The sequence below is a fragment of the Paucilactobacillus oligofermentans DSM 15707 = LMG 22743 genome, from assembly GCF_001434315.1.
Taxonomy (GTDB): Bacteria; Bacillota; Bacilli; order Lactobacillales; family Lactobacillaceae; genus Paucilactobacillus; species Paucilactobacillus oligofermentans.
On the sequence record NZ_AZFE01000032.1, the window covers coordinates 24,726 to 48,381 of the forward strand.

A 23,656-nucleotide genomic window follows, 5' to 3' on the forward strand; every position below is an offset into this window, starting at 1 on the left:
TACTAACTATGGGGGGTGAGTAAAATGACTAAACGAGATGATGACTCAAAAAATCAAGATGTGATTGATCGGAAAAATAAAACTAAGCAACAGCAATCTTATAAAGAGCGATTAGATGAGTTAGAACTAATTCGTCAAAGAAAAAAGGCAATCCCTAATAAATCTGAAACAATCAGTAAAAAATTACCAAAATTAAAAAAGCAAAGATTTACGGCGAATAAATTTCGAGCAGTTATCTTGATTGGGACATTTTCGATAGTTATTTTATTTATGGTTTATCTAGTCACTCCAATTAGTAAAATTTCGAGTATTCAAATTTATGGAAATCAACAAATGACCACTAATGAAATTGAAAATAATCTTGGAATTAAGCGTGGAGATTTAATTTTTAAAGTGTGGTTTAACATTGCTAAAAGAGAAGCCAGTGCTTTGAAAAAAGACCAACAGTTAAAAACGGTTAAAATCGATGTAGTTGGTCCAAGAAAAATAACGATAAAAGTTAAAGAAAATAAAATTGTTGGTCTAGTTAAAAATGGTAGTCAATACAACGCGGCGCTTTCTAATGGGCAAGTTAAAAAGGTTTCAAAAAAAGTAACTGATTATGATATGCCAATTTATAGTAATTTTAAAAGTACAGCGGTTTTAAAAGCTACCATTTTGCAAATGGAAAAAGTTCCATCATCAATTTCTCAAAATATTTCAGAAGTTAAATTTGCGGAGACTAAAAAAGGGCCAGATCGATTATTGATTTTTATGTCGGATGGTAATGAGGTTTTAATTAAATATACTAAACTTGCAGAAATGATGGATTATTATCCGGGAATTGCTAATCAAATGACCACTAAGGGTGTTGTTGATTTGCAAGTTGGAGCATATTCTTATCCATATGGCACAAAAGATGAATAAATGATAACAAGTATGCATATTATTTAGTAAATTGACTTTCAGAAATAGTGATATATGTGGTAAACTCGTAATAGCTAAATGTATCTTTTTATTCGGCTAAAAACTTACAAATTTATGACTAAAAAAATAATAGGAGGGTTCCGAGTAGATGAATAATTCAGGTATCTACGTTGGCTTAGACATTGGAACCACCTCGATTAAAGCAATTGTCTGTGAAAATGTAAAAGGACAGCTTAATGTTGTTGGGGTTGGCAGTGAGCAGTCTGCAGGGCTTAATCGTGGGATAATTGTTGATATTGATAAGACAGCGGTTGCAATCAAAAAAGCAGTAGATCAAGCGCAAGAGAAATCAAATGTAACAATTGACGAGGTCGTTGTTGGAATTCCAGCTAACTTTTTAAAAATTGAAAAAAGTCGTGGCATGATTACGATTGCAAATCAAAGTCAAGCACGTGAAATTAATGATCAAGATGTAATTGATGTTGCAAAAGAAACTGTTATGCAAAGTTTACCGCCTGAAAGAGAAATTATTGACTTAAAAGCGGATGAATTTATTGTTGATGGATTTAACGATATTAAAGATCCTCGTGGAATGGTTGGCGTGCGATTAGAACTGCATGCAACTTTATATACGGGTCCAAAAACGGTAGTTCATAATACTAAAAAAGCACTAGAAAAAGCCGGAATAAAAGTTAAAGATTTGGTTGTGTCACCATTAGCAATTGGCGATACAATTTTGAATGATGGGGAGAAAGATTTTGGGACTGTTGTGATTGATATTGGTGGAGGCCAAAGCACAACAAGTGTAATACATGACCATCAGTTGAAATATTCATTTATTGATCCTGAAGGTGGACAATATATCACTAAAGATATTTCAGTTGTTTTAAATACATCGCTTGCAAGCGCGGAACGGATTAAACGTGATTATGGTTATGCTAACTCAGATACTGTTTCTGAAGTAAATACATTTACAGTTGATGTTGTTGGACAGTCAAAGCCAGTTGAGTTTACTGAACAGTATTTAGCTGAAATTATCCAAGCCCGAGTTGAACAGATTTTTGAACGTATCAATCAAAAATTACAGTCAATTAAGGCATTAGATCTACCTGGTGGAATTGTAATTACTGGTGGAGTTGCGGCACTACCTGGTATTACTGATTTAGCCGAACAATACTTTGGAATCCATGTTCGTGCTTATGTACCAGATCAAATGGGAATTCGGCATCCAAGCTTTACTCAAGGATTTTCATTAACTAAATTTGAGGCAAACTTGAATGAAGTTGATTTGCTAGTAAAACGAGCTTTGAGAGATAATGAAGCTATTCAAAGTCATGATGACGAATCTCATTCAGGGTCATTTAGAGATTCAATCAAATCGTCACGGATTGATACTCAAAAGCGACGTGCTCATCAAAATGCACCTGAGCAGCAAAGAGCCCAAAGTAAACCTAAAGATAAAAAAGAAAAGACGGATCGTCTAACAGGAGTTAAAAACTTCTTTAATGACTTTTTCAATTAAAAAATAGTGACGGAGGAATCACAATATGGACTATTCAATAGATGCTGACCAAAACTTTGGTGCGAAAATAAAAGTTATCGGAGTCGGTGGCGGTGGAAGTAATGCTGTTAATCGGATGATTTCTGATGATGTTAAAGGTGTTGAATTTATTGTTGCTAATACTGATGTTCAAGCACTAGGAGCATCTTCAGCAGAAACTAAAATTCAACTCGGACCTAAACTTACGCGTGGATTGGGAGCTGGTTCAAATCCAGAAATTGGAGCCAAGGCTGCTGAGGAAAGTGAAGAACTATTAGCAGATGCATTAGCTGGCGCTGATATGGTCTTTGTTACTGCCGGAATGGGTGGTGGTACTGGAAATGGGGCTGCTCCAGTTGTAGCTAAAATTGCCAAAGAATCTGGAGCGTTAACAGTTGGAGTAGTTACTAGACCATTCAGTTTTGAAGGACCTAAGCGTGGAAAATTTGCCGCTGAAGGTGTAGCTAAAATGAAAGATAGTGTTGATACTCTAATCATTATCGCTAATAATCGCTTATTAGAAATTGTTGACAAGAAAACACCAATGATGGAAGCCTTTAAAGCTGCTGATAACGTTCTTCGTCAAGGGGTACAAGGTATTTCAGATTTAATTACTAGTCCTGGTTACGTTAACTTAGATTTTGCTGATGTTAAGACAGTGATGGCAAATCAAGGGTCTGCTTTGATGGGTGTTGGTTCTTCAACTGGTGAAAACCGAACTGCTGAAGCAACTAAGAAAGCTATTTCTTCACCATTACTTGAAGTTTCAGTTGACGGTGCAGAAAATGTCTTGTTGAATATTACTGGTGGTCCAGATTTATCATTATTTGAAGCACAAGATGCATCTGATATTGTTACACAGGCTGCAACTAATGATGTTAATATCATTTTTGGTACTTCAATTGATGAATCACTTGGAGATGAAGTTCGAGTAACCGTAATTGCAACTGGAATTGATAAGGACAATAGTTCTAAGCATGTTACGCGACCTGCTACTGAAAATAAAGTAGAAGCAAATGAAAATAAAGATCCATTTGGTGATTGGGATGTACAAACTTCACAAGAAAGTACGAAAGCTAGTGATGATGTACAATTTGAACAAGTAAAAAAACCAGAATTTAATATTTACAGTGATGATAATGCTACAAGCTCTAATGAAACTGAAGATGATGGCCTTGATACACCACCATTTTTCAAAAAACGTCACTAATAATTATCAATTAATCGGGGGCAAACAAAGACCAGTTCAAACGGTGTTAGTTTGGTCTCGTTTTGGAGTTATTACGCTAAAAGGAGATGAGTAAAATGGCAAATAAATTTTCATTGCACAATTTTTTTGGGACTAGTGAAGCAGAGTATGACGATGAAGACTATTATGAAGATCCAGTAGAACAAACTTCCGAACCAGTTCGAAATAAGAAGGTGGTTTCAATTAACAGTACACGTCCTACCGAATCAAGCAAGATTTCATTGTTTGAACCACGTATATATTCTGATGTAAAAGAAATTGCATCACAATTATTGAATAATCGGGCAATTATTGTAAACTTTACTCAAATGGATACTGCATCTGCAAAACGAATTGTTGATTTCTTAAACGGAACCGTATATGCAATTGATGGTGCAATTGAACGAGTAGGGGATCAAATCTTTTTATGCACACCTCATAATTATGAAGTGTCTGGTAATTTGACTGATACCATGACTCATGAACAAGATAACCTGTAGGCAAGGAGAATTAATTTGGAAAATTTATTAGGGTTCATATTTTATGTTGTGACGCAATTACTCCAACTATATATGATTCTGATAGTTGTATGGGCATTAATGACTTGGTTTCCAGGTGCATCACAAAGTAAATTAGGAATTTTTATTAATCGCTTAGTTGAACCATATATTCGATTATTTGATTTTATTCCAAGTTTAGGTGGGATTGGATTCTCACCATTAATTGCATTGTTAGTATTGCAATTAGCGCAATATGGAGTTAGTGCATTACAAACGATTGTTGCCAATGCATTATATTAGAAGGTGTAGGCAATGAGTTTAAATGTAGAACAACATTTTAGGACTGATGAGAAACCGATTATAGATGATATTGCTAATTGGATTTTGCAAGCAATTCAGCAATATCGTCCAGTGTTAAGTCCATTTCTTAATCCAAGACAGGTATATATTGCACAAACTTTAATCAATCAGCAAGATGACATTAAAATGGATAGTAACGGAGGCTTTGAAGGTGCAGAAATGCAACGAATCTTAGTTTATCCAAGTTATTTTGAACCATCACTTGATGATTTTGAACTTCAGTTGCTTGAAATTAATTATCCCGAAAAATTTGCTGATATTAGTCATCATCAAGTATTAGGAACTTTGTTTAATCAGGGCGTTGAACGAAACACTTTCGGAGATATTATTACTGATGGTGTTGGTCGTTGGCAGATTATGGTCCAAAAGAAGCTTTCAACGTACTTTCAAGAACAAGTTGACCGGATTGGTAAGTTAAATGTTCGACTGGAACCAATTGAACTGGAAGAAGTCGTTGTATCAGAAGCTGACTGGGAATCAATTGAAACAACAGTTAGTTCGGTCAGACTTGATAGTGTGATTGCAGCAGCCTTTAATTTTTCTAGAAATCGAGCGAAAGAAATAATTGAAAAAGGTTTTGCTCAAGTAAATTGGGTTGAAATTCAAAAACCAGATTATTCGATTGTTGAACATGATTTGTTGTCGATTAGACGTGCTGGTAGAATAAGAATTGAAGTGATTAATTCTCAACCAACTAAAAAAGGTAAAATTAAAGTTAAGTTATCGGTAGTTACTGTGAATTAGGGGGGCGATTGTTGTGGATTTATCTATATCAAAGATAAAGAATAATCGATTTAATTCAAGACTAGGTGGTTACAGTTATCAACAAGTTGATGAATATGTTGCAGATATTTTGGGGGAGTTAACTGAATTAAGAGCAATCAACCGAAGTTTAAAACAACAAGATTTGTTAGCAAAACGACAGTTCTCAGTATTGGCGTCAATGAAAGAAGAAATTTTGGACTTGATTATGAGTTCACAAAAGTATTCAGCCAAATGGAAGGATCGCTCTGCTAGGCAAGCACAAGTTACTATTAGATTCGCTGATCAAGAGGCGGAGCAAATTATTGCTGAAGCACAGGTGGACGCTAAGGTGAGTGTAATTGCTAAAATCAAAGAGGTTAAGCTACAAACTGACACGTTAGATAAGCTTAAAGTGATTGTAGCCACATATCAAAACGAAATGTTAGAATTATATAAACAGCAAATCGAAATTAGTAATGATAAGATTGATTCACTAAGATCAGTTGAGCCAACCGAAATGAAGGCAATTTATAAAGGACAAGAATTTAATCATGGATTTGAGAGTCAGCAAAGAATTGATTTCAAGATAGATAATCAACAAGTCAATTTGAATGTTACTGCTCCAAATAATGGTAAGGCAATTAATAAAGACGCATTGAAGATTCAAAATATCACCACAGGTACTAATGAAAAAAATGAATTAGTTATTAATTTAGCACTTAATATTTCAAAATAATTGGAGGAACCAAGCTATGTCAATCTCAATTGAAGATATTCAAACTAAAAAGTTTTCTGGAAAAATGCGTGGTTATAATCAAGATGAAGTTAATAAATTTTTAAACCAAATTATTGATGAAATGACCGAGTTAGAAGCACATAACCATGAATTAGAAGAAACAGTTAAGTCTGATCAAGAAAAATTAAAATATTTTAGTGAATTAAAAGATTCATTGAATCAATCGATTTTAGTTGCACAAGAAGCAGCTGATAAAGTTAAATCTAATGCGCAACGTGAATCAGATATAACATTGCGTGAAGCTCAAAAGCAAGCTACTGATATTGTGGCAGAAGCTAATGACAAAGCTAATCAAGTAGTTCATGAAGCAGCTGAATCAACTTCTAAGTTAACGATTGAAACAAATGATCTTAAGAAGCAAACAATGGTCTTCCGCCAACGTCTGCAAGTAATGCTTGAATCACAATTAGAGGTTGTTAGAAGTAATGACTGGGATACTTTATTGAAGGAAGTTGATGTCAGTTCATTTGATGAAATCCAAAAAGTTCTTGGTCAAACTCTTGACAACAGTACAAGCCAGAGTGTAAACTCAAGTACATCAATGCCTGAAACATCAGCTGCTTCAGCAACTTCTGAAGTATCACAAGAAGATAGTGCAGTTGACGAAGGTCAAACTGTAGTTATCTTCCCAGATGACTCAGAAAAATAATTGATCATTTTAATATTAATGAAATTTTTGAAGAGAACAGTAACTCAATTGGAAATTACTTATAAGCGAATCAACGACTGGTGAGAGGTTGATATGAAAACACAATTGATAGATCATCTCTGAATCTTATACTGATTATTTAAGTGTGAGCGGTTCATAACCGTTAAATAATGAACTAAGAGAATTATTTTTATTCTAAATTTGGGTGGTACCACGAGTCTTCGTCCCTTGCGGATGGGGATTTTTTTGTACCCTCGATTTCAATTACATTGGCTACATAATTCAAGGAGGACTCCAAATGAGAATCAAAGAAACACTTAATCTAGGTAAAACTGATTTTCCAATGCGTGGTAATTTACCTGTAAAAGAACTTGAACGACAAAATGTTTGGGCAGAAAATAAAGTTTATGAACAACGTCAAAAATTAAATGAAGGCAAACCAACCTACGTATTACACGATGGGCCTCCATATGCCAATGGTAATATCCATATTGGTCATGCGTTAAATAAAATTACTAAAGATATTATTGTTCGATATAAATCAATGTCTGGTTTCCGTGCTCCTTACGTTCCTGGTTGGGATACTCATGGCTTGCCAATTGAACAACAATTGACTAAAGAAGGTCATGATCGTAAAAAAATGACTAAATCTGAATTCCGTGATCTTTGTCATAAATATGCACTAGAACAAGTTGACAAACAGCGTGATGGCTTTAAACGTTTGGGAGTTGCTGGTGAATGGGATAACCCATACCTAACTTTACAAAAAGAATATGAAGCTGCCCAAATTCGCGTATTTGGTGAGTTTGCTAAAAAAGATTTATTATATCGTGGGAAAAAGCCAGTTTATTGGTCATGGTCATCAGAATCAGCTTTGGCTGAAGCCGAAGTTGATTATCATGACGTTGTTTCACCATCAGCTTTTTATGGTGAACGAGTTATGGACGGTAAAGGGGTATTAGACACTGATACTTATATGGTTGTTTGGACAACTACTCCATGGACAATTCCTGGTTCTGAAGGAATTACAATTGATGCGAAGTTTGATTATTTAGTAGTAACTCACGATGGTGATACAAGTAAGAAATTTGTGATTGCTGCTGATTTGATCAATAAATGTGCTGAATTATTTGAATGGTCAGATGTTGAGACTGTTAAGGTAGTTAAAGGTGCTGAATTAGAAAATGTAACGGCTGAACATCCATTCTTTGCTGGCAAAGAATTAATTACGATGCTTGGCGATTTTGTTACAACTGATGCCGGAACTGGATTGGTTCATACTGCACCCGGTTATGGTGATGATGATTATAATATTGGTCGTAAATATGGCTTAGATGTATTTGCACCAGTTGATGATCGTGGCTATTTAACTGCTGAAGCAGGTCCTGATTTTGATGGTGTCTTTTATGAGGAAGCTAACCAAATTGCACTTGATAAATTAAAAGATGCTGGATTGTTACTAAAGCATATGCCATATGAACATAGTTACCCATTTGATTGGCGTACAAAGAAACCAATTATTTTCCGTGCAACTGATCAATGGTTTGCGTCTGTTGATAAAATTCGTGGTCAGATTTTAGCTGCGATTGATGACGTAACTTTCAGCCCTGATTGGGGGAAAGTACGCCTTCACAATATGATTCGTGATCGTGGCGATTGGGTTATTTCACGTCAACGAGTTTGGGGTGTGCCACTACCAGTATTTTACGCTGAAGATGGTACTCCAATTATTGAACCAGAAACAATTAATCACGTGGCTGATTTATTTGGTGAATTTGGTTCTAATGTTTGGTTTGATCGCGAAGCTAAAGATTTATTACCAGATGGATATACAAGTGAACATTCACCAAATGGAACATTTAAGAAAGAAACAGATATCATGGATGTTTGGTTTGATTCCGGAACATCACATCAAGGAGTTTTAGCCGAACGTGATAACTTAACTTATCCTGCTGATTTGTATATGGAAGGTTCAGATCAATATCGTGGCTGGTTTAATTCAAGTTTAATTACTAGTGTTGTTGTGTCTGGAAAAGCTCCATATAAGTCAGTTATGTCACAAGGCTTTACCTTGGATAGTGATGGACGTAAGATGAGTAAATCAATCGGTAATACGATTGATCCAAGTAAAGTTATTAAACAAATGGGAGCTGAAATTATTCGTTTGTGGGTCTTAAGTGTCGACTCATCATCAGACGTTCGGGTTTCAATGGAAGGTATGAAGCAAGTTTCTGAAAGTTATCGTAAGATCCGTAATACGATGCGTTTCTTGATGGCTAATACAACTGACTTTGATCAAAAGACAGATGGTGTTGCCTATGATGATCTAGAATCGATTGATCAATATATGTTGATTCGTTTGAATTCATTTGTTGAAGAGATTCGTGGACATTATGAAAAGAATGAATTTTTAGATATCTATAAAAAGTTAATGAATTTTGTTACAACTGAATTATCGGCTTTCTATATGAATGTTGCTAAAGATGTTGTTTATATTGATGCTGAAAATTCAAAAACGCGTCGTTCAATGCAAACGGTCTTCTACAAGATTTTAGTGTCATTTAGTCAATTATTAACCCCAGTATTACCACATACAACTGAAGAAATTTGGGGATTCTTGAAGGAAGAAGAAGAATTTGTTCAACTTTCTGAAATGCCAGAAGTAACTCATTATAGTAATGAAACTACAGTGATTGAAAACTGGAATTCATTTATGAATCTACGTGGACATGTCCTTAAAGTACTTGAAGAAGCGCGTGATGCTAAAGAAATTGGTAAGTCGTTGGAAGCTCGCCTTGATTTATATGTTTCAGAATCTAATATGAAAATGTTAGATTCATTGGATGCCAATGTACAACAAATGTTAGAAGTTTCTGATCTACACATTCAAGCTATCGAGGATGCACCTACTTCAGCAACTAACTTTAATGACGGTGTATCATTAGTCGCTAGTCCAGCAGAAGGTGAAGTTTGCCAACGTTGTCGTATGACTTCAACTGATGTTGGTTTAGATGATGCATATCCAGAATTGTGCGCTCGTTGTGCTGCAATTGTTCGTGCAGAATATCCAGAAACGATTACTGAAGGATTAGAAAAATAATTAGTTTAATTTTTCACAATTTTTTTAAGTATGATTTAAATACATTTATATAATAATTGTTAATTAAAGATTGAAGAATCAGGATGAATCCAAGTGTAAATGGGTTCTTTCTGGTTCTTTTTTTGATAAGATAATATGATAGTAGTTAAATTATTTTTAGGAATATTAGAAAGCATGACAATCAGGTGCTATCGGTGTAAAATGTCAATATTGAATACAAATAACTAAGAGGGTGAATGGCGTGCAATTAATCAAAGTACATGGTTCTGAAAATGATTTTTATATGTTAGATGTAACAACATTAGATCATCAGCTATCCGAAAGTGAAATTAAACAAATAGCAATCAATATTTGTAATCGTAAAGCTGGATTAATTGATGGTGCAGATGGATTGTTGTTAATTGATAAGTCTGACCATATTAACGTACTCGGAAAAATGCGCGTAATTAATGCTGACGGTAGTGAAGCTAGTATGTGTGGTAATGGATTGCGTTGTGTAGCCCGTTATCTTGCCGAAAAGAATCAACAACAATCATTTAAGATTGAAACGATGCAGGCCGATTTACCAGTTGCTAAAATGCCGTCTCTATCAAAGGGCGTTGAAACTTATCAGGCACATATCTCACCAGTCAGTTTTTCAGCTAATGATTTAGGGATGCGTGTTAATGCTGGTGAAGATACGCTAATTAATCAAACGATTGCTGAATTAAATACTAAATTAAAATTTACTGCAATTGCAGTACCTAATCCACATTTAATTTCATTTGTTGATGAAACAACTATTAGTGGAGATTATCTGGGTGAACTTGGTCATTATTTGAATAATAAAACTAATTCAGTTTTTCCAGATGGTGTGAATGTTAGCTTTGTTCGAATCTTAGGTAAGAATCAAATCTTTGTCCGAACATTTGAACGCGGAGTGGGCTATACGGACGCTTGTGGAACTGCCATGTCTGCATCTAGTTTGGTTAGTGTGTTATTGCATAATGATCTAATTGAAAATAATGCGAAAATTTCTGTTTGTAACCCAGGCGGGATGGTTAACACGGTAGTACATCATTCAGATAACAGTGAAGACTATATTGATTTAATTGGTAATGCAACATTTATGCGAACTATTGATATTAGTTTAGATGAAACGTTGGCTGGTAATTTTACTAATATAGATATTAATGAAACAAAAGAACAAGCATCATATAAAGCGTTTATTAAAACCTTACCAAAGGTATAATGCAAAATTAAAGTGGATTGGACGTAATTAATATGTTACAAGGTACTGTAAAAAGTTTTGATGCACTTAAAGGGTTTGGCTTCATCGAAGTTGAAGACGAACCAGATGTATTTGTGCATTTTAGTGGAATTGAAGGATCAGGTCATAAGGAACTTGAAGCTGGACAAAACGTTGAACTGGTTGTTGTGGCTGGAATTCGTGGCCCACAAGCAGCACATGTGCGTGTAATTAAAAACACTGATAGTGAGGATGTTGAAGATGAACTTTGAGGAGAAACAAATTGAATCAAAGACTGTCTATGCAGGCAAAATTATCGATGTTGAAGTAATGAAAGTCGAATTACCAAATGGAAAAATGGCGACGCGTGATATTGTACGGCATATGCCAGCAGTTGCAGTATTGGCAATTAACAATGAAAATAAAATGATTTTAATGAAACAATGGCGTGCACCAATTGATGCACTTACATTAGAAATTCCAGCTGGAAAGTTGGATGATCGTGATCAAGGCGATATGTTAGGTGCGATTAATCGAGAACTTAATGAAGAAACTCGTTATCGTTCAGGTAAAATTTCTGAAATTAGTTCATTTTATACAGCAATTGGGTTTTCTGATGAGTATATGACACTTTATTTAGCAACTGAGTTAGAACCAGTACAAAATGAATTACCTCAAGATGATGATGAAAATTTGGAAATGATAACTGTGACTTTAGATCAAGCATTAATGATGGTAAATAGTAAAGAAATTGTTGACCAAAAGACGATCATGGCAATTTATTATTGGGCGACAATGAAGTAAGGTGAATGACTATGACAGAAAATGAAAAACCGTTGTCACGGGCAGAATATAAGCGGCAACAAGAATTAGAAGAAAATGAGTTACATGAACGTGATAAGAAGCGATTAAAAGCAGAACGAGATTATGCACAACAACATCCACATGAAGACGATAACGTAGATGAAGCACCTCAGACACGTTCACGAAGTGGAAAAAGCGAACCACGTTCAACTGAAGATAAAACTAAGAGAATGAAATCAAAATTAAATATTGTAATTGGCGGTCTTGTGATTGCTATTGTCGCAGTTTATTTAGTTTTGTTTTTTGTCGGATAACGGAGAATTTAAAATGAAATATGGCGTAATTTGTGCAATGCCTGAAGAAATTAAAGAATTGATCGAAGCGATGGACTACAAACAAGAAGTTGAACTTGGTTCAAAAAAGTATTATGAAGGAATGATTAGTAACCAAGATGTAGTTCTAGTTGAATCTGGAATTGGTAAAGTCGAGGCAGGTATCACAACTGAACATTTAATCAGTGAATTTAATGTTGATATAGTTATTAATTCTGGCTCAGCAGGCGGAATAGGTGAAGGCTTAAAAGTTGGAGATATCGTTGTTTCAACTGAGACTGCGTATCATGATGTAGATGTGACTGCTTTTGGTTATGACTATGGTCAATTACCAGGGCAACCGGTAACGTTTAAAGCTTCTAAAGAGTGGTCAGAAGCTATTATCAAGGCTGGAGAATCAACTGGATTAACTGTTCTTTCAGGTTTGATCGTTTCAGGTGATCAATTTGTAGCTAATAGTGACACTATTGCATCGATAAAAGCTAAATTTCCTAATGCTCTATCTAGTGAAATGGAAGGGGCTGCGGTTGGTCAAGTTTCGAATGATCATAACATCCCATATGTAGTTGTCCGGGCAATGTCTGATACTGGTGATGAAGAAGCAAGCGTTTCATTTGATGATTTTATTATTGATGCTGGTAAACGTTCTGCTAAAATGTTGTTGACTTTATTCGCAAATCAGAACAAATAGAGGTTCGTATATGAAACAAGTTTATTTAGATAATGCAGCGACTACTCCCATGTCGCCAGAAGTAATTGATTTGATGGTTGATAAAATGAAGAATGTATATGGTAATGCCTCAACCGGATATGGACTTGGTCGCGATGCCAGTATGGTAATGGAAGTTTCGCGTCGAGCATTGGCTAAAAGTATTAATGCTAAAGAAACGGAAATTATTTTTACTAGCGGTGGGACTGAAAGTGACAACACTGCTATTTTTCAAACTGCTCGAAAACGGGTTAATATGGGTAAACATATTATTACAACAGTAATCGAGCATCAAGCAGTTTTAAAGCCATTAGAAACGCTTGAAAAAGAAGGATTTGAAGTTACTTATTTGCCAGTTGATGAACATGGCAATATATCATTAACCGATTTTAAATCCGCGTTACGCGATGATACTATTTTAGTAACCATTATGATGGGAAATAATGAAGTTGGCAGTCGCATGCCAATTCATGAAATTGGTGAGATTTTAAAAGATCATCAAGCCTGGTTTCATACTGATGCAGTCCAAGCATATGGATTAATTGATATTGATGTTAAAGCGGATCATATTGATTTGTTATCGACATCGGCCCATAAAATTAATGGACCAAAAATGATGGGTTTTTTGTATAAAAGTAATGAAACTAATTTTCCAAGCTTAATTCAAGGTGGCGAACAAGAAACTAAGCGAAGGGCGGGTACAGAAAATGTTCCGGCAATTGCTGGTTTTGAAAAAGCAGTTGAATTCTTAACTGCTACAGAAAAAGCTAATTTACAAACAAAATATTTTGAATTTAAGCAACAAGTTATTGCAGGGTTAACAAACAATGATGTTAAGTTTGAAATTAATGGTGAGTTAAGTGAAGCTAGTTTAAATCATGTTTTAAATCTTTGGATCCCAGGAATATCAACTGAAATTATGCAAACCAATCTTGATTTAGCAGGATTTGCAGTTTCTGGTGGTTCTGCATGTACAGCAGGCAATTTAGAGCCATCGCATGTCTTAATTGCAATGTTTGGAAAAAATAGTCCTCGAGTTAGTGAATCGATTCGAATTAGTTTCGGACATTATACGACAACAGAGGAAATAGCCGATTTCATTGAAGCGATAAGTTCAATTTATAAGCGATTAACAAAATAAAATAGGTTGGTGATTAGAATGGCGTTTGAAAAGGCAGTTAAACTACTAGGGGATACAGATACTTATACAATTAGTTCCGATATTAAAAGTTATGCACTAAGAGATTTAGGATTTACAATTTCTAAACGTGGAACGTATTCATATGAAGCACCGCTTGATCAAAAGTCGCCATTTACACCAGCAGCAAGATTGAAAATTACTGTTAGTCCAGAACTAGATGGCTTTAAAATGAATACGGTTAATCAGAGCGGTACTATGTCAGTTAACATTTTTAGTCATGACCGAACTGCTGAATTCACGGAACAATTAAATTTTATTTTAGCTAATCTGATTGCACGTGATGTTTTGGTTAAAAATTAGAAATTAAAAAAGGTATTTCACGAATAAATTCATGAAATACCTTTTTAATTATTTAATAATATTAGCCATGTTGTTATAAATACGTTCAATATCTGATGAGGTACCACGGAGTTCATAATCATCAATAACTGGGGCATTGAAGTTCTTTGAATATCGACGAGCGGTTAGACAATATTGTTCATTGAAATTTAAGTTACCACTACCAATAATGCCACAACATAATCTAGCATTATTGTGAAATGCGATATATTCTCCCAAGGGGTTAGTCATCAATTCTTTTACACCTGAATCAATGCCGTTGCCACCATCTAAATAAGTTGGTACAAAAACAAAGAATTCATCTTGTTCATCTTTAAAATCGGTTTGTTCAGTTATTTCGTGTAATTTAACCAAAGGCATATCTGGGTTAATTGCATTTTGCTGATCAGAGTAACGACAAAGTCTATCTAAAAATGATTGAGTATTTCCTTCAATAGAAATATATAAAATATAGATTGCTTCCAAGTTGGTACCTCTGCTTTCTTAATTAACTTAGTTAATAGTACATTACTTTATGATTGATAAACAGCAAACATTTTTAGTTAACTTTGATTATTATAATACGATAAGTTGACTAATGCTATGATCACAGTCAATTTTTAACTAAAAAAATTGGTAAAAACATCGAATAGCTATTTATAGTTATGGAATAATAAATGACTATTGCTACATATCAATAGGAAAAGTGTAAAAACGTGAAGGATAGTGTTAATTCTGTTATAATATTTGATACTGGATTATTACGACCTTCAACTCGTGGATTTTTCCAGAATCTATATGAATGATGGTGATGAAATGACAGATCACAGTAAAACTCGTGTTGTAGTCGGCATGAGTGGCGGCGTCGATTCATCTGTTGTAGCTTTGCTGCTTAAGCAACAAGGTTATGATGTGGTTGGTGTGTTCATGAAAAATTGGGACGACACTGACGAGAATGGCGTTTGCACGGCTACGGAAGATTATAAGGATGTGGCGAAGGTTGCTGCGAAAATTGGGATTCCATATTACTCAGTTAATTTTGAGAAAGAATATTGGGATCGTGTATTCTCATATTTCCTTGATGAGTACAAAAAGGATCGTACACCTAATCCAGATGTTGTTTGTAACAAAGAGATTAAGTTCAAGGCCTTTGTTGAATATGCTCAACAATTAGGAGCAGATTATATTGCAACTGGTCATTATGCTGATTTAGACCGCGATGAGAATGGCAATATGCATTTAATGCGCGCAACAGATCAAAATAAAGATCAGACATATTTTTTGAGCCAGCTAGGTCATGATCAACTCGATAAGGTAATGTTCCCACTAGCTAAGTTAACCAAGCCAGAAGTGAGAGAAATTGCATTAGAGGCTGGATTAGCAACCGCTAAGAAGAAAGATTCAGTTGGAATCTGTTTTATTGGCGAAAAAGGACATTTCCGTGATTTTTTGAGTACCTTTATTCCAGCTAAACCTGGTGATATGGTTACCCTTGATGGTGAAGTTAAGGGTCAACATGCAGGCCTAATGTATTATACAATTGGTCAGCGCAAAGGCTTGGGAATTGGTGGCGGTGGTGAGAACAGCGACCCTTGGTTTGTAATTGGTAAAGATCAAAGCAAGAACATTCTTTACGTTGGTCAAGGTTACCATCATGAAAAGCTTTATGCGACACATTTGTCAGCTAGTGATATTCACTGGGTTGATGGGGATGACACTAAAAACGGTGAGTCATTTACTTGTACGGCGAAGTTCCGTTATCGTCAAAAGGACGTCGGAGTTTCAGTTGTGGTTGCTGCTGATGGTAGTGACTTAATTGTTCACTTCGATGATCCAGCACGTGCAATTACACCAGGTCAAGCGGTTGTCTTTTATCAGGGTAATGAGTGTTTAGGGAGCGCAATTATTGATGTTGCTTATAATGAAACTAAAACCCTACAATATGTATAAAGATATTTAATCGAATTACTAAGGTTAGAGCCAATTATTTGGTTCTAACCTTTTTATATACAAATTTTGCTAAATAGTTGAAGTTTTTCCGGATAATTGGGATAATGAAGTATTGAAATTAAGTACAGGTGAAAAATGACAAAGTTATATTTTATTAGACATGGTAAAACTGAATGGAATTTAGAATCTAGATATCAAGGAATGAATGGAGATTCTCCACTACTATCAGAAAGTTTCGCTGAAATTGAGTTATTAGCTAAATCATTACATGCGGTCAAATTTTCACGGGTCTACGCTAGTCCGATTAAACGAGCCCGATTAACTGCTTTTGAACTAATATCTGATCTGAAACAACCTTTAAAAGTTACTTTAATGAGTAATTTAGCTGAATTTAATTTAGGCAAAATGGAAGGTATGCTTTTTTCAGAAGTAAAAGAGGAGTTTCCAGTCGAATTTGATGCCTTTAGAAATCATCCAGATCAATATAATCCAGTAAATATCCATGCGGAAACTTTTCCACACTTAATTAAGCGATTTGGACAAGCAGTTAAGTTAATATGTGATAATGCTAGTCAAGATGATAATATTTTAGTTGTTTCGCATGGTGCAGCGCTAAATGCGGCGTTAAATGGAATTTTAGGTGTTCCATTGGAACATTTAAGGGATCGTGGTGGTTTGAGTAATACCTCAACGACAATTCTTGAAACAACAAATTATGGTAGAAACTTTGAAATACTGAAATGGAATCAAACGGATTATTTACATAAAGAATTTGATTTGACAGACACAATTTAGGGGTGAAATAATGGATAATCAATCATCAAGCCAACGCAAAAAAATGAAAGAGAACTCAGAGCAACTAATTTCAAAGTTAGTCGCAGCAATTGATAAAGAGCCAACCAAAGCTCAAAATTATTATGATTTAGGTTCATTATTAACAAAGTTAAATAGTCATGAACAGGCCGAAGAATTATTTATGAAGGCGTTGGGACTATTTGAAAAAGATGTTAAAGCAACTAATTTATTAAAATATGGCTTGGGTAATCTTTATTATGAACAAGGTAGCTATGATGATGCAATTAAAGAGTATAGCCAGATAGAGAACTCAAAATTAAAGGCAGATGCTTATCTGATGGTCGCACAAAGCTTAGTTCAAATGCATGACTATAAGCGAGCAATTGCGTATGGAATTACTGCACATGAATTACGAAAACAAGATCCTGAAATTAATGAAGTTTTAGGCGATGCTTTTCTAGCACTTGGCGGGTTTGAACAAGCTAAAGGATATTATGACGATATTTTAAAATACCATCCTGGACGCGCAGAGACACAGTTTAACCGTGGATTGGTAGCAATGGTTTTAGGCGAAAAATATCAAGATTATCTAGAACAAGCACGACAATTAGATCCAGAATATTATACACGTAGTGAACAGAAAATTGCGGATATTGAAAAGACATTACAAAAGCCAAAGTAATAAATAAAAAGGAGATGATATAAATGGATAATTCAATGAATTTATTTGAAAATCCAGTTGAATCTCCTTTTTTTGTGGGAAAAGTTGAGACGACTTTTTTTGCTAGTCAGGATAATTTTTATAAAGTACTACTGGTTAAAGTTGAAGAGACAAGTTTTGATTGGCACGATGACGAAGTAGTTGTAACCGGTAATTTTGGAGAAATCAATGAAGAAACTGCTTACCGATTTGAAGGTAAGCTAGTAGATCACCCTAAATATGGTCAACAATTTCAATCTAATAATTATCATAGTACGCAACCAACAACTGTTGAGGGGCTGGTTAAGTTTCTTTCTGGTGACCAATTTAAAGGTATTGGTACTAAAACCGCCGAGAAAATTGTAGATGTCCTCGGAATTGAAGCAATTGATAAGATTGTTAATGATCCAGCTTCATTAAATCAATTAAACTTAAAACCAAATATTGTTAAAACGTTGGTTGATAATTTGGTTGCTTCACAAGGAATGGATCAGATTATTATTGGATTAAACGATTTTGGTTTTGGGAGCTCATTAGCGACAGCTATTTTTGAAAAGTATCGTGATGAAACATTAATGAGAATTAATAAAAATCCATATCAATTAGCCAGGGATATTGATGGAGTTAGTTTTAAACGCGCTGATCAAGTTGCAGTTAAATTAGATGTTCCAGCTGATGATACGCGCCGTGTCGATGCAGGAATTTTGCAAGTTATCGATGATGTAACTATGCAAACTGGTGACACGTATACAATGGCCAAGCCATTATTAACTCAAACAGTTCAATTATTAGAGGAAAGTCGCAATGTTCGAATTAATCCTAAACAAGTGGCTGATCGCCTAGTAGCGTTAGCTAGCTCAAATCAGATAGTTGCACAAGATAATCGTATTTATCCAACGACGTTATTTAACGCAGAATGGAAAATTGCCGAGCATTTGCATCGATTGAGTAGTGATGAATCAGTTATTGATGATGATAAAAAGATTGAAGCTACAATATTAAAAGTTATGAAAAGCAATCAAATTGAATATGATGATTCGCAAAAGGAAGCAATTTTACAAGCACTAAAATCAAGAATATTTTTGTTAACAGGTGGCCCAGGAACCGGAAAAACAACGATTATTCAAGGGATTGTTACGGCTTTTGCTGAACTACATCAATATTCGCTTGATGTTAATGCATATAAAGATACGCCGTTTCCAATTTTATTAGCAGCACCAACTGGTCGAGCAGCTAAGCGAATGAGTGAAACAACTGGTTTACCAGCTAGTACGATTCATCGATTGTTAGGGCTTAATGGTCATGAAGAATCAAACGACATTAATGTTCATGATCTTAATGGGTCATTATTAATTGTTGATGAGCTATCTATGGTTGATATTATGTTGTTTAAAACGCTACTAACTGCCATTCCTAGTACGATGCAAGTGATCTTGGTAGGTGATAAGGATCAATTACCATCTGTCGGACCCGGACAAATTTTTCACGATTTATTAGATTTTCCACAAATACCAAAAGTGGAGTTATCTAATATCTATCGTCAGTCAAAAGAATCTTCAATTATTCCGTTGGCCCATGCGATTAAATTAGGCGAAGTTCCAGATGATTTAACTAAATCATTTAGTGATCGATCATTTATTCAGTGTCGTACTGATCAAGTACCAGTGGTAATCAATCAAATTGTAAAAAAAGCGCAAGAACGTGACTATTCTAAAATGCAAGTTCAAATTCTAGCGCCAATGTATCGAGGAAATGCTGGAATCAATCGACTTAACACCCTTGCACAAGATATCTTTAATCCAATCAAATCTGATAAAACAAAGTCAGTTGAATATCGGGGTGAGAATTTTAGAATTGGTGATAAGGTTTTGCATTTAGTTAATAGTCCTGATAATAATGTTTTTAATGGTGACATTGGAACGATTGTCAGTATTGAATTAGGTGTGCCACAAGAAAAAGGTCCTAAAACTGATCGAATGGTAATTGAATTTGATCAAAATGAAGTAACTTACTCAAGAAATGAATGGCAGCGACTGACCCTTGCTTATAGTATTTCGATTCATAAGTCTCAAGGAAGTCAATTTGAAATGGTCATTCTACCCATGGTGCCACAATATAGTCGTATGCTACAACGAAATCTATTGTATACTGCAATAACGCGATCTAAAAGCAAATTAGTTTTAATTGGGGATCCACAATCTTTTGCACAAGCAATCAAAAATGAAGCGGTTAATAGACAAACCACTTTGTTAATGAGATTAGAAGACATCTTTAATGGATCAGTAATGCAACCGATGATTGTTAAACCACAAGAAGATATTAAAAAGTCGAAGGATTTAAGTAGTAAAAAGGCAGAAGAAGGTACAACAGTTAGTAAAGATAATATCTTAACGGTTGAGGCAATTATGAACGGCAAGATTGATCCAATGATTGGAATGGCTGGAATTAGGCCTAAAGATTTTGCTAATGTATAATGATTTATGATAGAAACTTGCATCAGTAAGTAATTGTTGAGATAATTAGTTAAAGAAAATTGAAGGAGATCCTCTTAATGGCACAACAAATGAAAAACGCAGAGAATGTTCGAATTTTTGCATTAAGTTCAAATAAATCATTAGCAGGTGAAGTTGCCGACTCCCTGGGATTACCACTAGGTGCAGCAACACTAAAACAATTTGCTGATGGAGAGATTCAAATTACAATCGACGAGAGTATTCGTGGTTGTGAAGTCTATGTAGTGCAATCAATTTCTGATCCAGTTAATTCAAATTTAATGGAGTTATTGATTATGGTTGATGCACTTCGTCGTGCGAGTGCAAAGACGATTAACGTTGTCATTCCTTATTATGGGTATGCACGTCAAGATCGTAAGGCGCGGTCACGCGAACCAATTACGGCTAAGTTAATTGCAACAATGTTGGAAATGGATCGTGTAGACCGGGTTGTTGCTTTAGATTTACATGCTGCACAGGTCCAAGGATTCTTTAATGTTCCAGTCGATCATCTATTAGCAGCGCCATTATTGGCTAATTATTTTTATAATCATGATATTCTAGAAAATATCGTGGTTGTAGCTCCGGATCATGCTGGTGTAACCAGAGCTCGTAAGTTAGCTGAAATTTTAAAGGCGCCAATTGCAATTATTGATAATCGAAGTCCTGAAGAAATTGAACGATTAAATGAATCAGTGCCAGAATATGTTATCGGTGAGGTTAAAGGCAAAACTGCTATTTTAGTTGATGATATTGTTGATACGGGCGTTCGAATGGTAGTTTCAGCAACTGCGTTAAAGAATTTTGGTGCTGAAAAGGTTTATGGATGTGCAACACATGCAGTTTTTTCTAATGAAGCAATGAAAAAAATTGATAAATCATCGCTTGAAAAAATGATTGTTACTGATTCAATTAATTTGCCTGATGAGAAAAAAGGTGAAAAATTAGTTCAATTATCAGTAGGACCATTGTTAGCAAAAGCAATTAATCATATTCATAATAACGAGCCAGTAGATTCTTTATTTATTAGTTCTGATAACAAAAATGCTAAAATATAGATATTATTAGGCCCTAAAAAGAGGAAAGTAATATGAAAGAATTTAATTTAGTTAGTGCTAGAAAGCAATTAAAGATTGCAATGCAAGAGTTCTTAGATCAAGCTGATTTTGCTAAAGAATCTTTGATTGTGTTAGGGTCTAGTACGAGTGAGATTCATGGACAAGTAATCGGTAAGGGATCATCAATTGAAGTTGGACGAATGGTTATTGATGTTATCTTGCCAATGCTTAATGACCGCGGATTGTATTTAGCGGTTCAAGGTTGTCAGCATTTGAACCGTGCACTACTAATGGAACGTAGTGAAGCGGAAAAGCGTGGTTACGAAGAAGTAACAGTTATTCCCGCAGTCAACGCGGGTGGAGCTACACAAGTTGCTGCATATGAACGATTGAATGATCCGGTTGAAGTAGAGCATATTACAGCTGTTGGTGGTATTGATATCGGAGATACAGCTATTGGACAACACGTTAAGTTTGTTCAGATTCCGCTTAGGACTTCAATTACGGAAGTTGGCTTTGCCCATATTACTTACTTAACAAGTCGCCCGAAAATGATTGGTGGAAGTAGAGCACAATATGTTTGGAAGCCGATTGATTAATATAAAAGTGTAACAAAAAAACCTGATTAAATTAATTTTAATCAGGTTTTTTGTTATGCTAATTTGATATTTGTGCCAGTTGGATATAGTTTAGAAAATAGGGCTGATAATTCAAGTTTACGTAGGCGCTTTGGTACAAAGGCACCAATTTTTTCTAAATCAAAACCAGTTACAAGTTTATGTTTATCGAAAATAATTGGATTTTTAAGAATATGTGGAGCTTTTTGAATTTCTTGAGATAATTCTTTCAAAGTCATTTGGTCTGTGTCACGGTTCAGGGCTTTCGTATCCTTTGAACGTTTAGAAATTAATTCATCAGTTCCCTCAATAGAAAGGGTAAAGAGATTCATAATTTCAGTATCAGTTAATGGTTCATTTTCAATATTTCGTTGTTCAATATCTACGTTATGTTCTGCGAGCCACTTTACAGCTTTACGCTTTGAAGGATCATTCGTGTGAAAATACATTCTTACCATAATAGACACCTTCTCTTTCTTAATTGGGGTAAAGTGTACCGCAGAATAGAACATGTATCAACTATTTTGTTTGTTTTTAAATAAGTAAATACTAAATCTTAACTTGTATGAATTTTTCTTGAATAAGCGATGTATTCTGATTTAGAAGGTATTTTTAGATATAAATAAGTAAAGACTAGTTGATTACGATTAACGTACTGATATTACTTAATATACAATGCTAAGATCAAATTAAATTAGCTAAATGAAACGAACTGACGATTAAATAAAAACGTGCTTAGAAGTCAATAATTTGACATATACAATAGTAGAATATTAATTAAGCAAAGTATGGATAGTTAACCGTCTTTGAAAACCATGTAAATATGTATATTACAACTTCACGAATTTACAAGATTTATGTTAGGATAGCCATATAATACAAAAGAAATGAGATTGTTAAATATGAAGAATAAACATGTTCCGGAATTTATCGTGATCGTTATTGTTTTGGTTGCGGGACTTGGGGTATTAACTTTTAACCAAGTTAGTTCACAACACTCAAAAGCTAATAAGCAGACAGAATCAGTTAAAATACATAAAGTGAAAAAAGCAACGTTCACTGGGTCTTGGAGTGGGTACACTAAGTATTCTAAGGGTCAGCGAGTTACTATCAAGGTTAAATTTATTGACTCAAAAAAATATAGCTTAATTGAAACGAATACGGTTAGCCAAGTTTGGCAGAGATCTTACACTGGAACTTATAAAATTAATGATGGGGTTGCTACATTGACACCATCAAATATTGAGGTTAGCACCTATGCTTCAGAAAGTGCATTAAAAGATAACGAAGTAACTAATTCTGAAAGTGTTGTAAAAAGTGATTTTTATCGACAATTTGGGAATGAACAAACAGGAAAAGTGAAAATTAAAAATAGTAATTTGATCATTCAACATGATCATGAAAAGATTAAATTACATACTGTAAAGTAACTGTAATTTTACTGTAACAATGATAAGTATGAGTTCTGTTTGGATTGATTTAGCAGTAATCCTTGTACTACTGGCAATATGTAATATGCATGTAAACCGCTTGTATGTGTTTGCTATTAGTTTTCAATATACAAATATCATGTTATTATTAAGACATTGATAAATTTACTAGTTCTTAAGAATTTATTATGAATTCGTA

25 protein-coding genes and 1 other annotated feature are annotated in these 23,656 nt (G+C 34.6%); of the genes, 23 read left to right on the forward strand and 2 right to left on the reverse strand.

Annotation, left to right across the window (positions count from 1 at the left end; genetic code table 11):
• Window positions 1-24 precede the first annotated feature (24 nt).
• The 16 genes from FC70_RS07205 (at window position 25) to FC70_RS07280 (ending at window position 14,397) form a co-directional block, all read left to right on the forward strand.
• On the forward strand, window positions 25-906 hold the full coding sequence (locus FC70_RS07205) for a cell division protein FtsQ/DivIB (RefSeq protein ID WP_057890329.1): 882 nt from the start codon (window positions 25-27) through the stop codon (window positions 904-906).
• A gap of 148 nt (window positions 907-1,054) precedes the next feature.
• Window positions 1,055-2,428, forward strand: a complete 1,374-nt coding sequence (gene ftsA / locus FC70_RS07210; protein WP_057890330.1) for a cell division protein FtsA — start codon at window positions 1,055-1,057, stop codon at window positions 2,426-2,428.
• A 25-nt stretch (window positions 2,429-2,453) separates the two neighbouring features.
• Complete coding sequence (ftsZ, locus tag FC70_RS07215) at window positions 2,454-3,656, forward strand: cell division protein FtsZ (RefSeq protein WP_057890331.1); 1,203 nt, start codon at window positions 2,454-2,456, stop codon at window positions 3,654-3,656.
• A gap of 95 nt (window positions 3,657-3,751) precedes the next feature.
• On the forward strand, window positions 3,752-4,174 hold the full coding sequence (locus FC70_RS07220; protein WP_057890332.1) for a cell division protein SepF: 423 nt from the start codon (window positions 3,752-3,754) through the stop codon (window positions 4,172-4,174).
• A 15-nt stretch (window positions 4,175-4,189) separates the two neighbouring features.
• Window positions 4,190-4,474 (forward strand): YggT family protein, encoded by a 285-nt coding sequence (locus FC70_RS07225; RefSeq protein WP_268871766.1) that lies wholly within the window; start codon window positions 4,190-4,192, stop codon window positions 4,472-4,474.
• Between the two features lie 12 nt (window positions 4,475-4,486).
• Complete coding sequence (locus FC70_RS07230; RefSeq protein ID WP_057890333.1) at window positions 4,487-5,278, forward strand: YlmH family RNA-binding protein; 792 nt, start codon at window positions 4,487-4,489, stop codon at window positions 5,276-5,278.
• 13 nt (window positions 5,279-5,291) lie between these two features.
• Window positions 5,292-6,014, forward strand: coding sequence for a DivIVA domain-containing protein (locus FC70_RS07235; RefSeq protein ID WP_057890334.1), 723 nt, complete (start codon window positions 5,292-5,294; stop codon window positions 6,012-6,014).
• Between the two features lie 16 nt (window positions 6,015-6,030).
• Window positions 6,031-6,723, forward strand: a complete 693-nt coding sequence (locus FC70_RS07240; RefSeq protein WP_057890335.1) for a DivIVA domain-containing protein — start codon at window positions 6,031-6,033, stop codon at window positions 6,721-6,723.
• A gap of 18 nt (window positions 6,724-6,741) precedes the next feature.
• Window positions 6,742-6,955 (forward strand) — a binding site (T-box leader).
• Between the two features lie 66 nt (window positions 6,956-7,021).
• Entirely contained in the window at window positions 7,022-9,823 is a 2,802-nt protein-coding gene (gene ileS / locus FC70_RS07245) for an isoleucine--tRNA ligase (RefSeq protein ID WP_057890336.1), read from the forward strand.
• A gap of 241 nt (window positions 9,824-10,064) precedes the next feature.
• Window positions 10,065-11,054, forward strand: coding sequence for a diaminopimelate epimerase (dapF, locus tag FC70_RS07250; RefSeq protein WP_057890337.1), 990 nt, complete (start codon window positions 10,065-10,067; stop codon window positions 11,052-11,054).
• Window positions 11,055-11,086: 32 nt separating this feature from the next.
• Window positions 11,087-11,323, forward strand: coding sequence for a cold-shock protein (locus FC70_RS07255; protein WP_057890338.1), 237 nt, complete (start codon window positions 11,087-11,089; stop codon window positions 11,321-11,323).
• Complete coding sequence (locus FC70_RS07260; RefSeq protein ID WP_057890339.1) at window positions 11,313-11,855, forward strand: NUDIX hydrolase; 543 nt, start codon at window positions 11,313-11,315, stop codon at window positions 11,853-11,855. Before FC70_RS07255 ends, FC70_RS07260 begins: the two co-directional genes overlap by 11 nt.
• 11 nt (window positions 11,856-11,866) lie before the next feature.
• Window positions 11,867-12,169 carry a hypothetical protein gene (locus FC70_RS07265; RefSeq protein ID WP_057890340.1) on the forward strand — a complete coding sequence of 101 codons (303 nt, stop codon included), beginning with the start codon at window positions 11,867-11,869 and terminating at the stop codon, window positions 12,167-12,169.
• 13 nt (window positions 12,170-12,182) lie between these two features.
• Complete coding sequence (locus FC70_RS07270) at window positions 12,183-12,878, forward strand: 5'-methylthioadenosine/adenosylhomocysteine nucleosidase (protein WP_057890341.1); 696 nt, start codon at window positions 12,183-12,185, stop codon at window positions 12,876-12,878.
• Window positions 12,879-12,888: 10 nt separating this feature from the next.
• Window positions 12,889-14,037, forward strand: a complete 1,149-nt coding sequence (locus tag FC70_RS07275) for a cysteine desulfurase family protein (protein WP_057890342.1) — start codon at window positions 12,889-12,891, stop codon at window positions 14,035-14,037.
• Between the two features lie 18 nt (window positions 14,038-14,055).
• On the forward strand, window positions 14,056-14,397 hold the full coding sequence (locus FC70_RS07280) for a cysteine desulfurase (protein WP_057890343.1): 342 nt from the start codon (window positions 14,056-14,058) through the stop codon (window positions 14,395-14,397).
• 48 nt (window positions 14,398-14,445) lie between these two features.
• On the opposite strand, the gene nrdI is transcribed toward FC70_RS07280, so the two are convergent.
• The gene (gene nrdI, locus FC70_RS07285) at window positions 14,446-14,901 is read right to left on the reverse strand and encodes a class Ib ribonucleoside-diphosphate reductase assembly flavoprotein NrdI (protein WP_057890344.1); all 456 of its coding nucleotides are present in this window, start codon (window positions 14,899-14,901) and stop codon (window positions 14,446-14,448) included.
• A 330-nt stretch (window positions 14,902-15,231) separates the two neighbouring features.
• Between nrdI and mnmA the strand changes: the two genes are divergently transcribed.
• The 6 genes from mnmA to FC70_RS07315 all read left to right on the forward strand — a co-directional run bounded on the left by mnmA (window position 15,232) and on the right by FC70_RS07315 (window position 22,009).
• Complete coding sequence (gene mnmA, locus FC70_RS07290; protein ID WP_057890678.1) at window positions 15,232-16,365, forward strand: tRNA 2-thiouridine(34) synthase MnmA; 1,134 nt, start codon at window positions 15,232-15,234, stop codon at window positions 16,363-16,365.
• A gap of 135 nt (window positions 16,366-16,500) precedes the next feature.
• Window positions 16,501-17,160 (forward strand): histidine phosphatase family protein, encoded by a 660-nt coding sequence (locus FC70_RS07295; RefSeq protein WP_057890345.1) that lies wholly within the window; start codon window positions 16,501-16,503, stop codon window positions 17,158-17,160.
• Window positions 17,161-17,170: 10 nt separating this feature from the next.
• Window positions 17,171-17,842 (forward strand): tetratricopeptide repeat protein, encoded by a 672-nt coding sequence (locus tag FC70_RS07300; RefSeq protein WP_057890346.1) that lies wholly within the window; start codon window positions 17,171-17,173, stop codon window positions 17,840-17,842.
• Window positions 17,843-17,865: 23 nt separating this feature from the next.
• Window positions 17,866-20,334 carry an SF1B family DNA helicase RecD2 gene (recD2, locus tag FC70_RS07305; RefSeq protein WP_057890347.1) on the forward strand — a complete coding sequence of 823 codons (2,469 nt, stop codon included), beginning with the start codon at window positions 17,866-17,868 and terminating at the stop codon, window positions 20,332-20,334.
• Between the two features lie 77 nt (window positions 20,335-20,411).
• The gene (locus tag FC70_RS07310; protein WP_057890348.1) at window positions 20,412-21,410 is read left to right on the forward strand and encodes a ribose-phosphate diphosphokinase; all 999 of its coding nucleotides are present in this window, start codon (window positions 20,412-20,414) and stop codon (window positions 21,408-21,410) included.
• A gap of 32 nt (window positions 21,411-21,442) precedes the next feature.
• Entirely contained in the window at window positions 21,443-22,009 is a 567-nt protein-coding gene (locus FC70_RS07315; protein WP_057890349.1) for a TIGR01440 family protein, read from the forward strand.
• A 53-nt stretch (window positions 22,010-22,062) separates the two neighbouring features.
• Here FC70_RS07315 and FC70_RS07320 read toward each other — a convergent pair whose 3' ends face one another.
• Entirely contained in the window at window positions 22,063-22,485 is a 423-nt protein-coding gene (locus FC70_RS07320; RefSeq protein WP_057890350.1) for a Spx/MgsR family RNA polymerase-binding regulatory protein, read from the reverse strand.
• A 444-nt stretch (window positions 22,486-22,929) separates the two neighbouring features.
• On the opposite strand from FC70_RS07320, the gene FC70_RS07325 reads away from it, so the two are divergent.
• On the forward strand, window positions 22,930-23,457 hold the full coding sequence (locus tag FC70_RS07325; protein ID WP_057890351.1) for a hypothetical protein: 528 nt from the start codon (window positions 22,930-22,932) through the stop codon (window positions 23,455-23,457).
• The last annotated feature ends 199 nt before the right edge of the window (window positions 23,458-23,656 follow it).